Origin of the sequence: Oleiharenicola lentus (assembly GCF_004118375.1) — a bacterium.
In the GTDB taxonomy this organism is placed as follows: Bacteria; Verrucomicrobiota; Verrucomicrobiia; order Opitutales; family Opitutaceae; genus Lacunisphaera; species Lacunisphaera lenta.
In genome coordinates this window covers 2,889,835-2,902,585 of record NZ_SDHX01000001.1, presented here as the reverse complement: position 1 = coordinate 2,902,585, position 12,751 = coordinate 2,889,835, and the positions used below count along the sequence as shown (strand labels likewise).

Annotated in this window: 12 protein-coding genes; all 12 read right to left on the bottom strand. The window is 67.6% G+C overall.

What is annotated here, in order from left to right:
- Positions 1–3: 3 nt before the first annotated feature.
- The 12 genes from tsaE to ESB00_RS11855 all read right to left on the bottom strand — a co-directional run bounded on the left by tsaE (position 4) and on the right by ESB00_RS11855 (position 12,751).
- A complete protein-coding gene (tsaE, locus tag ESB00_RS11910; protein WP_129047906.1) occupies positions 4–438 on the bottom strand; it encodes a tRNA (adenosine(37)-N6)-threonylcarbamoyltransferase complex ATPase subunit type 1 TsaE in 435 nt (144 codons plus the stop codon).
- On the bottom strand, positions 422–1,381 hold the full coding sequence (gene thiL, locus ESB00_RS11905; RefSeq protein ID WP_129047905.1) for a thiamine-phosphate kinase: 960 nt from the start codon (positions 1,379–1,381) through the stop codon (positions 422–424). The genes tsaE and thiL overlap by 17 nt, the downstream gene beginning before the upstream one ends.
- Entirely contained in the window at positions 1,378–2,250 is an 873-nt protein-coding gene (locus ESB00_RS11900; protein WP_129047904.1) for a CPBP family intramembrane glutamic endopeptidase, read from the bottom strand. Before ESB00_RS11900 ends, thiL begins: the two co-directional genes overlap by 4 nt.
- 120 nt (positions 2,251–2,370) lie before the next feature.
- Entirely contained in the window at positions 2,371–3,765 is a 1,395-nt protein-coding gene (locus ESB00_RS11895; protein WP_129047903.1) for a dihydrolipoyl dehydrogenase family protein, read from the bottom strand.
- A gap of 47 nt (positions 3,766–3,812) precedes the next feature.
- Positions 3,813–5,180, bottom strand: coding sequence for an exopolysaccharide biosynthesis polyprenyl glycosylphosphotransferase (locus ESB00_RS11890; RefSeq protein ID WP_129047902.1), 1,368 nt, complete (start codon positions 5,178–5,180; stop codon positions 3,813–3,815).
- A 42-nt stretch (positions 5,181–5,222) separates the two neighbouring features.
- The gene (locus ESB00_RS11885; RefSeq protein WP_129047901.1) at positions 5,223–6,419 is read right to left on the bottom strand and encodes a glycosyltransferase family 4 protein; all 1,197 of its coding nucleotides are present in this window, start codon (positions 6,417–6,419) and stop codon (positions 5,223–5,225) included.
- Entirely contained in the window at positions 6,416–7,276 is an 861-nt protein-coding gene (locus tag ESB00_RS11880) for a glycosyltransferase family 2 protein (protein ID WP_129047900.1), read from the bottom strand. The genes ESB00_RS11885 and ESB00_RS11880 overlap by 4 nt, the downstream gene beginning before the upstream one ends.
- Positions 7,269–8,720: an O-antigen ligase family protein gene (locus tag ESB00_RS11875; RefSeq protein ID WP_129047899.1), complete on the bottom strand. Its 1,452-nt coding sequence runs from the start codon at positions 8,718–8,720 to the stop codon at positions 7,269–7,271. The genes ESB00_RS11880 and ESB00_RS11875 overlap by 8 nt, the downstream gene beginning before the upstream one ends.
- Entirely contained in the window at positions 8,713–9,837 is a 1,125-nt protein-coding gene (locus tag ESB00_RS11870) for a glycosyltransferase (RefSeq protein WP_129047898.1), read from the bottom strand. The genes ESB00_RS11875 and ESB00_RS11870 overlap by 8 nt, the downstream gene beginning before the upstream one ends.
- A gap of 9 nt (positions 9,838–9,846) precedes the next feature.
- A complete protein-coding gene (locus tag ESB00_RS11865) occupies positions 9,847–10,407 on the bottom strand; it encodes an LbetaH domain-containing protein (protein ID WP_129047897.1) in 561 nt (186 codons plus the stop codon).
- A gap of 20 nt (positions 10,408–10,427) precedes the next feature.
- Positions 10,428–11,588, bottom strand: a complete 1,161-nt coding sequence (locus ESB00_RS11860) for a glycosyltransferase family 4 protein (protein ID WP_129047896.1) — start codon at positions 11,586–11,588, stop codon at positions 10,428–10,430.
- Entirely contained in the window at positions 11,585–12,751 is a 1,167-nt protein-coding gene (locus ESB00_RS11855) for a glycosyltransferase family 4 protein (RefSeq protein ID WP_129047895.1), read from the bottom strand. Before ESB00_RS11855 ends, ESB00_RS11860 begins: the two co-directional genes overlap by 4 nt.

Sequence of the window (12,751 nt, the reverse complement as noted above, 5' to 3'; positions counted from 1 at the left end):
TTTTTAGTGCAACCGCACCGAATGCCGGTCGCCGTCCACGATGGACAGGGTGAGGTGCCACGCATTCGCCGGCAGCCAGGCGCCGGTCTTCTCCGGCCACTCGACGGCGAGGCACCACGGGCTGGTCAGGAACTCCTCGAGCAACAGCTCCTCCAGCTGGCGTTCGTTCTCCAGCCGGTAGGCGTCGAGATGGACGAGCTTGGCGCGCGTCCCTGCGTAAACCGAGTAGATCGCGAAAGTCGGACTGGTTACCTGCTCCTTGACGCCGAGACCCTGCGCGAGGCCCTGCACAAAGGTGGTTTTCCCCACGCCCATGTCGCCGTGCAGCGCAAGCACGGTGTCGGGAGGTAGAGCGTTCGCGAGTTCCGTCGCAACCCGGCGGGTTTCCCCGGCCGAGCCGGTCACGAGACCGGGACGAAGTTTATCGCAGATGTTCATAGCCACGCAGGGAAGTGAGATCCAGTGCACCGGACGGGCGCCGCCCAACCAGCTCGAAACATCCGATCCGGCTGAGGGGCAGGCGAGGAAAGCGCCGGTGCCAGTCGCGGTGCAGGCGGGCGGGATCGGTGCGGGCCTTCACCACGACCAGCAGTTCGTAATCTTCACCATCGGAGAGAGCATGAGCCAGCGGGGACCGGCCGGAACGACGCGCACTGAGCCGGGCGGCGGGGCTGAGGGGAATGGAGCGTTCGTCCAACGCCACCACGAGGTGGCTCGGAGTCAGCGCGTCGAGGTCGTTGGCGATCCCGTCGCTCACATCCATCATGGCAGCAACCTCACTCCGTCCCGCCAGCCAGGCGCCTTCGGCCAGCCGGGGCGTGAATTTGAAATGGTGACCGAGCAGGCTGCCGCCGAGTCGGCCGGTGACGAACAGGTGATCGCCGCGGCGCGCGCCGGTGCGCGTGACGACCCGGTTGCCGGCCGATTCCCCGTGGAGGGTGAGAAAGGCGCCGAAGAAACCAGCGGGGGCCTGGGTGATGTCGCCGCCCACGATCTTCACGGCGAACTTCCGGGCCATGGCGGCGAGCCCCAGATAGAAATCGCGCAGCCACGCGGTGCTCGTTTCCGGTGCCAGCGCCAGCGAGACCACCGCGGCGACCGGCTTGCCGCCCATGGCGGCGATGTCGCTCAGGTTGCGCTTGAGCAATTTGGCGCCCACGGCCCGGGCCGGCACGCTGTCATCAAAGTGCCGGCCGTGGATGACCGGGTCGGTCGTGACGAGCTGATGCCGGCGGGTGGGCGGGATGACCGCGCAGTCGTCGCCGATGCCAAAGGGGGCTGCCGGCGAAGCGTCGCCGAGCCAGCGCCTGATTTCCCGGATAAGGGCGCGCTCACCCAGAGCAGAGACGGCGTTCGGGCGACGGGTGGTGAACGGGCTCATGGGCTGAGGTCGTGCAGGCCGGAAAGCACGATCAGGATGGTGTTCAGATTAAAGAGGCTGTGGGCCAGCACCGGCACGCGGATGGAGCCGGTGGCCTCATAGACCAGCGCCAGCAACATGCCCAGCACCGCCAGCGGGAGAAATCCCGCCCAGTTGCCGTGCAGGATCCCAAAACAAACGCCGCTTACCAGCAGCGCGGGCCAACGACCGAGCTTCTGCCGGATGAAGCGGTAAAGTCCGGCGCGGAAGATCAATTCCTCGCTCAGCGGCGCCAGCACACAGGCGACCAGGAGCATGCCGGTGACCACGAGCGGCGAACGGGTCTCGATAAAAACACCGATCAGATCCTGCGGCTGGTCGGGCAACCCGGCGGCGCGCAAGCCGGCGGTCCAGCCGAGGCTGAGCACCGTCAGCACCGGCAGCGCCACCAGCAGGGTGCCGAGGGCGTAGCGCAGCAGCCGGTCCCACGCCAGAGTCGGTGCCGCCCGCAAGGGTGGGGGCTGGCTCCCGTATTCCGCATAAAGCCGGCGTCGCAGCAGGGGGAAAAGGCTGCATCCGCCCAGAATGCCGCCATGGAATCCGGCGCCATAGAGAAACAATTCCAAGCCGGCTTGGTCAGCCTGGCCCGCCAGATGTGGACCGGCCAGCGAGTGGACTGCCGCCTGCACCATGAAACCGCCGGCGAACACCAGCATGGCGGCCATCAGGAACTCGGGGATCGAAACCTCCCAGTAGGTCAGGGCGTTCGTGCCGAGCCAGCGCTGACGCTGGCGGGCGTTGACGAGCAGCCAGAGCAGAAAGCCGGCCCCGCCGAAAAGCAGGGTCATTTCCAAGGCGACGAGGGAAAGTTGAGCGGGCCCGTTAGGCATGAAGCGTCCCCATGGTTGGCAGGCCCGGTGGCGAAAAACCACCCCGAAAGAGCGAGCCGGCCCGGCCGGTCTGAAATGCGGACATGGCGATGCCCCCTGAGGACCGGTTGGTGGGCGGCCTCAACCCTTCAGCTGGTCGGCGATCTCCTCGAGCGGATAGGTGACGATCTCCGCGAGGGTGGGATGATACCAGGGCGCCCGGAGCATGTCGCGCACGGTGGCTCGCAGGGCGAGTGGCGTGGAAAAACAGTGGATCAACTCACCGGCGTCCTTGCCCACGATCTCGGCGCCGAGGATGCGGCCGCGCTTGGGTTCGGCGAGGACCTTCACGTAGCCGTAGTTGGCCTCCATGAGGATGGACTTGCCGTGGTCGTTGAACGGGTAGCTGGCCTTGAGGTAGCGCACGCCGCGCGCCTCAAGGTCGCGTTCCAAGGCGCCGATCGTGGCCAGTTGCGGGTCGGTGAACACCACATTGAGCAGCAGCGAAAAATCTACGGGCTTCAGTTGCTTCACGCCGGCGGCGTGCCGGGCGGCGAGTTCACCCTGGGCGATGGCGATATGCACGATTTCATGGGGTCCGGAACAGTCACCCGCCGCGTAGATGTGCGGAGTGCTGGTTTGCTGCCAGCGGTTGATGAGGATCTGGCCGTCGGGGCGGGTTTTGACTCCGGCGGATTCCAGTCCGAGACCGGCCGTATTGGGCACGCGCCCGAGGGCGTTGAAACAGTGCGCGGCCCGGCGAGTGACGGTGCGGCCGTCGTGCTGGAAGGTGATGCTGACGCCGCGGCGATCTTGGGCGATTTGGTTGATCTGCGTGCCGGCGAAGAGTTCGATGCCTTCGTCGGCGAGCGCTTGTTGGACGACTGTCGAGGCGTCGTCGGAGTGGTCGCGCAGGATGTTGCGGCTGCGCTGGACCAGCATGACCTTGGTGCCGATGCGGTTCAGGAACTGCGCCAGCTCGCAGGCCACAATGCCGCCGCCGAGCACGAGCACGCTTTTCGGCACGAAATCCAGATTGAGCACCTCGTCGCTGGTCCAGGTCTTGATGTCGGCCAGGCCGGGCACGGGCGGCACCGCGACCTTGGAACCGGTGCCAATCAGAAAGTGCCGGCCCCGGATTTTCTTCCCGCTGGAGAGCTCCAGGGTGTGCGGATCCACGAACCGTGCCTGCGCTCGGATGAGATCGAAACGGCCGGCGGTAAGCGCCTGGTGACGGTATTGGGCGAAATCGGCGATGATGCGCTTTTTGCGTGCCTGGACGGCCTTCATGTCCGCGCGGGCTCCGGCGACCTTCAGGCCGAAACGCTCCGCGTGGCGGGAATGGTGCAACACTTCGGCGGCATAGAGCAGCGTTTTGGACGGCATGCAGCCGCGGAGGATGCAGAGTCCGCCGAGCTCGCGGGCCCCGTCCACGACAGCGGTCCGGAGGCCGAGGGAGACGGCGACACGCGCGGCGTTGAATCCGGCGCTGCCGCCGCCGATGCAGATGAAGTCGTAGGATTTGGGTTTAGCCACGGATCGAACAAATAGCCGCAAAGTCGCTTGAGTCGAATGCGCCGTTGTCACCGGCCTTTGCCGAAGATCATGATGTGAATCGTCTTCAGGACGATCGAGGCATCGAGCACGAAGGAGAAATAGCGGATATAGTAGAGATCGTATTCGAGCTTGTGCAGGGTGTCATCGAGATTGGCGCCGTAGGGGTAGTTGACCTGCGCCCAACCCGTGATGCCGGGCTTCACCAGATGCCGGAAGTGATAGCAGGGGATCTTTTTCTCGTAGTCCTCCACGAGTTTCACCCACTCCGCCCGCGGTCCGATCAGGCTCATGTCGCCGGTGAGCACGTTCCAGAGTTGCGGCACCTCGTCGAGGCGCGTGGCGCGCAGGAACCGCCCGATCGCGGTGATGCGGCTGTCCTGCTCGTCGGTGTAAAGCGCGCCCTCCTGATGCACGCGCATGGTTCGCAGCTTCAGGATGTCAAACAGCACGCGGTTCTTGCCGACGCGTTGCTGGCGGAAGAAGACGGGGCCCCGGTCTTCCAGCCAGATCGCCGCGGCCACGAATGGAAAAAGCGGCAGGGCGATCAGCAGGCCAAGGGAGGCGAGCGTGATGTCCGAGATGCGCTTCAGGCGCTCGAAGACGGGTTCGCGCGCGATCTGGAATCCTTCCTGGAAGAGCCAGGTCTGGTTGAGGCGGTAGAGCGGGATCTTGCGCCAGTAGATCTCGTGGAACAGTTCGAGCGTGTAGGTCGGCACGCCCGAGAAATGCAGCTGCATGAGGCGGTCGGCCACCGGGGTGGGCAGCTCGATGCTCGACTCGCGCAGGATGATGGCGTCGAGATTGCCCTCGTGCTGTTCGAGATAGTTGGTCACGTCGCCCATCGGCGGGAGGGAGACTTCGGAAGGCGGCAACCCGTGCACGATGGTCTCGTAGGTCGCATAAAGCACGGACTGGGTCATGCGATTGCGCCGGCACTCCTCCTTGAAGGCGACACAGCTTTCCGGTGTGCCCAGAAACAGGAAGCTGCGCTGCTGGCGGCGTGACTGTCGCCGCAGGTAGAACCAGCGCCGGTAGGGCAGGGTGAGCGGGATGACCAGCAGGCTGGAGACTGTCAGGACGAAGCGGCTGGATTGCAGAGGGAAGCCGGCCGGAATGAAGACGTAGGTCAGCAGCAGGGTCAGCAGGGCCACCGTGAGCAGGGCGATGGCGTGCAGGCTGGTGTAGGTGAGCGACAGCACGTCGGTGCGCGGGTTGTATCCGTCCACGAGATAGACGGCGATGACGTGCATCGTGAGCGGCAGCAGCAGCGCCGCGACCAGCGGCTGTTCCCAGCGCACGACGCCGTAGAGCCAGCCGACGGAGTTGAAGACGAGAAACACCACGACGGCATCCAGCAGCAGCAGGGTGAGGGTGACTGATCTGCCCTGGTTCATGGTTCGAATAACACGCGGGTGGCGGGTGGTGGCAAACTGAAGTTAGCGCCGGGCGGCCACGCGGCGCAGCAGGGCTTCCCAGCCGGCGAGGGCGGCGTCGCCCGTGAAACGACCGGTGTAGAGCTGCCGCGCGCGCTGGGCCTGGCCCTCGCGCAGCGAAGTGTCTTCAGCGAGCCGGCGGATCAATTGGACGAGTCCGGCCACATCGCCGGGCAGGCAGGCGGCGCCGCAGCCGGATTCACGCACCAGCCGGGCGATTTCGCTGTCGGCCGGACCGACAAAAAGCACGGGACGGCCGGCGGCCAGCACCCCGGCCAGTTTGCTCGGATAGACCAGCTGACGGTAGGCGGGCAGAAGGGTGACGAGGTGGGCGTCGGCCGCCCCCAGCAGCTGGGGCAGCTGCGTGCGTGGCACCGGCGGCAACAGGCGGACATTGCCGAGGGAACGTTGCCGGGCGGACTGCGCGATGCGCTCGAATCGGGCGCCACCGCCGACAAAGAGCAGAGTGATCCGGGGATCGTCCCGCAGCCGGGCGGCCGCCTCGACGATCGTGTTGGCATCATGCACCCGGCCAAGGTTGCCCGCGTAGGCGACGATGAATTTGTCCGCCAGGCCCCACCGGGCCCGCAGGGCGGCGAGTTCGTCGGCTGGAGGCTGCACATGCAGTTCGCGGGGCGCCCAGTTGGGCAGGATGCTGATGCGGCTGCGCAACACGCCCTGTTCCGAAACCAGCGCGGCCATGTCCTCGCCCAGTGTGACGCAGCCGGCGGCGGAATTCCAGGCCGCATCGCGCTTTCGGCGCAGGGGCTCCAGCGCCAGGCTGGCCAGAAAACCGAAATGGGCCGCGGCGATCTCCGGGTAGATGTCCTGGATCCAGTGGACCAGATGCGCTCCCTCCGGTGCCGCCCGGGCCACGGCGGCGCCCAGCATGGGGGGATCGGTCATGGGCACCAGGATGTCGCCCGGCCGGGCCAGCGCGGTGATCCGGGCCGCGGCGTCACGCAGAAATTTCCGGTAGTTGCGCGCGCGGGAAATCATGCCGCCATGTTCGCCGCCGCCGCCCGTCCGATGGATGGTTACGCCGTTGCGGACGGTGCTGTCCGTCCCGGTGGCGATCACCTCCACCGGCCAGCCGCGCACGGCGAGTCCCTCGGCGAGATCGGTGAGCAGTTGGGCGGTCGCGGCCGTGGACGGCCAATAGACGCGGTTGACGAAGATGACGCGCGGGAGACCGCTCACGGGAGGGGCTGCTTGGGGCCGGACCGGCGCAGTTCGCGCGCCTTGGCGGTGTTCAGGAATTCATACCACCCCATGAGGCGGCAGAAAACGAAGCCGCGGTGGCCGTCGAGAAATCCGGCCCGCCAGACATAGTGGTAGAGAAATCGCAGCGTCGGGCGAAAGGGCAGGCGCCACGCGAGGCGGCGGAGACGGCGTTTGCGGGCGAGGTGCGGGTCAAGGCCGGCGGCGTCGCTTGTTTCTCCGGCGACCTGCTGCTTCGCCTCCCAGTTGCTGTAGCGGTTGTGCTTCTCCACCCAGGTGGCGATGTCGGGAAAGGCGTAGTGCTCCATTTCGCCGGCGAGATAGCCGGCGGTGCCTTGCAATTCGACATGTTCGTGAACCTCGTTGTCGCCCGAACCGGCGGCGACGGCCCCCGCCGGCTGCTCGTAGCGTCCCAAGCGATGCCGGAAGAGGCGCAGGTTCCAGCTCGGGTAGTAGCCGCAGTGGTTGAGCCAGCCGTCGAGGAACCAGAAGCGGCGGTTCACGTAATAGCCGGCGTGCGGGCCGGCGAGGGCCGCGCGCATCGCGCGCTCCAGTTCGGGGGTGGCCCGTTCATCGGCGTCGATGATGAACACCCACTCGTGCTTCCAGGCGACGTGGGCCAGGGCCCAGTTCTTTTTGCGCGGGAAAGTGCCATTCCACCGGAAGTCCACGACCCGCGCGCCGGCGTTCCGGGCGATTTCCGGCGTGCCGTCGGTGCTGCCGGAGTCCACCACGACGACATCGTCGCACCACGCGACCGAGGCGAGGCAGGCGGCGAGGTTGGCCGCCTCGTTGCGGACCGGGATCAGCACGGAGATGGGCGCGCGCTCAGCCACGGGTGCGGGCCTCGTCGGTTGGTTCGGGCTGGTCAAGGGCGGTGTAGCGCACGGCACAGCAAAGGAGCGCGCAGAATGTGAGGAGCACCGCCGGGTTGGCAAAGGGGAATTCCAGCCAGGCGTAGAGCAGGATCAGCCCGCAGCCGGCGAGCAGGTAGCGCGGCAGCAGCGAGCGGCTGCGCCGCCAGCGGGTGGAGAACAGCACGCCAAGGCCCAACACGAGGAGCAGGCCCGTGCCGACGAAGCCGACCTCGGCGAGGGCCTGCAGCCAGTCGTTGTGGGCCTCCGCGTAGAAGGGAATCCACACCCAGGTCTCGGCGGCGCGCTGGGTGTTGAAGATGCGGAAGACGTGCGCGTAGCTCTCCAGTCCCCACCCAAACCATGGCTTCTCGGCCGCCATCTGCCAGGTGTCACGGTAGAGCGTGAGACGCGAGGCAATCGCCTGCCCCTCGGAGAAGTTGGCGAGCTGCCGGGAGGTCTGCTGGATGCGCTCGGCCATCGCGCCCCGTCCGAGGTAGGCGATGGCGGCGGCGGCCAGGACCGCAACCACCACGAGTCCCGCCAGCGGCGCCGCCACGGGTTCGCCGGCTTCGCGTCTGCGCCGGACGATGCGCAGGGTGAAATGCAGCAGCGCTCCGCTCAGCAAGAGGGCGGCCAGCAGCGTGCAAGAACGCGAGGCGCTCAGCGGCACCGAGGCGGCGAGCAGCAGGGTGGCCACCGCGCCCAGCGGGAGCGGCGAGTGCCACGGGTCACGGTAGCCGCCATGCCGGTGATAGTGGAACAGGAGCGCCAGGCACACGGAGGTGTTGAGCAGCGTGAACGCGCCCCAGTGGTTGTGGTAGATGAAGGTCGCGAAGAAGCGCTGGTTGGGCGACGGGACCGCACCAAACCAGAGGCCGTCCGCGCCGACGAGCTTTTGGAAACTGCCGAACACGGCGAGCGCGACGGCGTTGCCCGCGATCAGGAACAGCAGTGTGCGCACCTGGCTGCGCCGGCGCAGGGCGTAGAGCAAATTGAAGCAGGAGAGCACGAGGCCGTTGAACTGCCAGAGCTCGCGCGCGGCCAGCCGGGGCAGCGCGGCCGTGGGCAGCCAGGGATGGGGCGAGCCCTTCGCCAGCATCGCTTCGCCCGCGACGGTGATCTCGCGAAACCCCGGGTTGAAGCAGCTGATCACCACGATCAGGTCGAACACCCAGAGCGGCCACAGCAGGCGGATGGCCGGATGCAGCCGTCCATCCGGGCGCGAATGGACGAAGGAGGCCCAGAGAAACAGCGCCATGCCGGCCGTGCCCCACCAGGCGATCACCAGGCGCGCCCACGGGGCCTGCCCGCCAAAGGCCCAGGTCGTGAAGACCAGCAGGACTCCGAAATGGATCGGAATCAGCCGGTGCGGCCAGGGTGGGCTCCGGGACAATTCCCGATGACGGTGGCCGGGCTCAGGCATGCAGCAGGTGGCGGTAGAAACTGTGCAGCAGGCTCGCCGCACGGGACCAGGAATACTCGTTGGCCACCCACTGGCGGCCGCTTTGGCCCATGGCCTTCAGCTCGGCGGTCGGGGTCAGCAGGGCCTGGGCGAGGGTGGCGGTGTAGTCCGGCCACGGCACGCACCAGCCGGCGTGGTTGGGGGTGAGATCCGACCACGGTGTCGTGTCGGTCACCACCGCCGGCACGCCGGCGGCCAGCGCCTCGGCGATGACCAGCCCGAAGTTTTCCGAATGGGACGGCAGCACAAACAGCGAGGCAATCGCATACGGCGCCGGCCGGCCGGCGCCGTCAAACACCCGGATGTTCTCGGTGTGGCCGAGGTCGGCGACTTCCGCGGCGAGTCTCTCGGCGGTGTATTCCTCCGCGGTGCCGACGATGAGCAGCAGCCAGTCGCCGCGGGGAATGGAGAGCCAGGCGTCGATCAGCTCGCGCACGCGCTTCTTGTGGTGCAGGCGCGAATAAAAAAGCGCCACCGGCCGCGTGCGGGCTTCCGGGCAAAGTTCCAGCCAGGTCGCCCGGGCGGCGGCAAGGTTGGCCGCCTCGGGGAGGTCCACGCCGTTGGGCGCAACACAGACCGGCTGACGGAAGCCGAGCGCGTGAATGTCGGAGGCTTCCTCCGCGCTGGTGGCATGCCAGCCGGCCGCGTGCTTCAGGGCGCCGGGGTGGATGAGTTTTTCGGCGAGGACTTTTCTCCAGCGACGGTGGCGCCAGGCCCAGGCGTTCATCATGCCGCGGGGGGAGATGACCAGCGGCGCGCGGTGCCGGCGGGAGGCCTCGGTCGCGTAACGGAGGGTGAGCAGCCAGAGCGAGTGGTGGTGAATGAGGTCGGCCGGCACCTCGACGAGGTAGTCGCGCAGCGTTGGCGAGCAGGTCAGCCATTGCGGCGTAACGCAGCGGAAGAGCCGGATCTTGGCCCGGTCGTCGGGCGCCGGGGTGACGGTGTCGCCGCGCACGCCGGTGGCAAGGAGCTCGACCGCGGCGCCGGCGTCCACGGCGTGGTTGGCGAGGGCGCGGACCGATTTGGACGGACCGCCGTGCCGCTCGGCGAGACTGGGCACGATGTGGCAGAGACGCATGCGGTTGGTTCAGACCGGTTGCGACCGGTCCCGAATCGGCCGGCAGGGCGTGCCGATACAAATTTTCCCCGCGGGAAGGTCGTCCACGACGACCGAGCGGGCGCCGACCACGGTCAGTTCACCGACGGTCACCCCGGGACCGACAAAGACGTCGGCCCCGATCCAAGCGTTGCGTCCGAGAGTAATGGGGGCGGCGATGAGCGGCATGGACCAGCGGGTGAAGTCATGGCTGCCGGCGCAGAGGTGCGTGTGCTGGCTGACGTTGGCGCCGTATTCGAGGCGGATGGGCGCCAGGTTGTAGAGGAGCACGCGCGGCCCGATCATGCTGCGCGGCGCGAGCGAGAGTTTCCAGGGGAACGTCACCCGCACCGTGGGGAAGACCACGACCGGTCCCTCGATTTGCGCGCCGAACAGCCGGAGCAGCATCGCGCGGAAACCGTGCAGCGGGCGCGGACTCCAGCGAAAGACCGTGGATTGCACCACCAGCCAGAGCCAGCGGCGCAGCACCTCCGATTTCGGGTAGGGGGTGACGCAGTTCTGGCCCAGGTAAGGACTGTCTGTCGTGCTCAAGGCTTCGGGGATGATCCCAGTCAGCGAGGGGAGGCCGGAGCGGTCAACCGTGCAAACTCGCCGAGGAGACAACGCGCCGCCTCGGCGTAGTCGTGGCGGCGCACGTCGGTCTGGCCCTGCCGGGATACGCGTTGCCGCAGGGGTTCATCCTGCAGCAGCCGGGTGAGAATGTCGGCAAGCTCCCGGACGGCCGTCGGACTGGACTGGTCGAACTGAAACCCATTTTCCTTCGGACGGATCAGGTCGCGGTAGCAGTCGAGTTGGGAAACGACCGCCACCGCCCCCGCGGCCATCGCCTCCATCGGGGCGATGCTCAGGCCCTCGCCTTTGGCGGCGAGGCTGGGATAGCAGAAGATCGCCAGCCGGCCGTAATGTTCCGCCAGGATGTTGGCGTCGTAAACGGGCGGCAGGATCGCGAGTCGGTCGCCAAGCAGCGGGCCGTAGCGGGCCAGCAGGCCGTCGCGGTAGGCTTCGCCTCCGCCGCCTTGCGGCACGGCCACGGGCCCGATGAGTTCAACCCGCCAGGCTGGCAGGGCCGGCTGTTCGCGCTGAAGCAGCACGGCGGCGTCGAGCAACTGTTCGAGGCCCTTTTCCGGGTGGATGCGCCCGATGTAGCCGATGGTCAGGACGCCGGCCTTGGCGGCGGCCCCGGCGCGCTGATGCAGCTGCCAGTCGATGGGATTGGGAAATTTGAAGATGCGCGCGTCGAGCGAGGCGTTTTCCGCCCGGATCTTGTCGGCCACGGCCGTGCTGGTGGCGAGCAACGTGTCCACGGCGGCGTAGGCGCGGTTCTGGCCCTTAGGCATCCGCCCGAGGACAACCGCCACGCGCCCGGCGGCTGGTTTTACCCAGCGGAGATAGACGGGCAGGGTGACCGTGTTGCAGACGACAACATCGGCCGGGGGCAGATGCCAGGCAACCTGTAGGCCCCAGAGAAAATCAAGCAGCAGGTTGAGCGGCAGAAAACGCGTGTGCGTGCGGCCAGGCAGGCGCAGGTGGGTGAGCCCTCCATCCAGCTCGGTCTCGCGGTCCGGCCAGCCGGGCCAGCGGCGGGAGACCATCGTCACGGTGTGTCCGGCGGCGACGAACTCGCGGGCGAGGCGATGCCAGATTTTTTCGGTGGAGCCGCCGAGGATCGGGGGCACCGGAAGAAAAAAACCGCAGACAATGGTGATTTTCATGGCGAGTGGGCGGTGGCCTGGTCGAGGGCCGACTGGAGCCCGCGGGTGGCTTGGGCGTAGGTGTAGCCGCCGATGCGGGCGGCGAGGCGCAGGCGGAGCGGCTGGGTGTCGCCGCGCAACCCGTCGAGGGCGCGGCGGAGCGCGGCTTCCAATCCAGCCGGGTCGGTCGCGGGAAAGACCCAGCCGGTCTCGCCGTCGGTGACGAGATCGCGCTGGCAGCCCACGCGGTCGCTGACGAGACAGGGCACGCCGAGGTGCATGGCCTCGTTCACCGCCAGGCCCCAGGTTTCATAAAGCCCGCGCGAAGGCAGCACGAAGAGATCGGCGAGCGCGTAGCGGGACGGCATCTCGCTCTGGTTGGCAAAGGGCAGGAAGCGCACGGCGCAGCCGGGGTGTTGTGCCGCGCGGGCCTCGAGGGCGGTGCGCTCGGGGCCTTCACCGACGAAGACCAGCGCGAAGTCGGCCGGCGCCAGCCGTCGAAACGCCTCAAGCAGCGCGCCGGGCTGCTTGGCGGACACGAGCTTGCCGGCGTAGAGCACGACCTTGCGGTTGCCGATGGCCAGTTCCTCGCGCAACCGGGCCGCGGCCAGCTGGCAGGCTTCGTCGCGCACGAAACGGTCTGCGTCCACGCAATGCGGGGCAAAGTGCAGCCGGTTGTCCGGCACGCCAAAGGTCCGGAAGTAGTCGCGATTGGCCTGACCCACGTAGGTGACGGCGGCAAAGCGGGCCAGGATGCGCCGCAGCACGCAGCGCTTGAGCCACGAGGGCGAGTGGCCGATCAGGTGCGAGTCGCCGCGGAAGATCAGCGGCGCGGGTGGGTGACGGATCAGGTCAAGGTGGCTGCGCCACGCGTAGCCGAAGAGCAGCACCGCATCGGGATGCCAGTCGCGGAGGCGTTCGCCGAGCGCAGGATTGCGCAGTCCGCCGAAGTGGTGGGTGCCGGGATCACGCGCGGTGTTCGGCACGAACTCGTGGTCGTACCCGGAGAGCAGGTCCACGTCCCACTTGAACCGGTGGCCGAACTGCGGGTCGCGTTGCTCGGTGACGCCAAATTCCCAGAGGTAGAACACCTGGAAGTCCAGCCGCGTGTGCGTGCCCATCCAGCGGAACCACGGGCTGTAATACTGCGTGGGGTGGGAGAGGACGATGGCGAGGCGTGACAT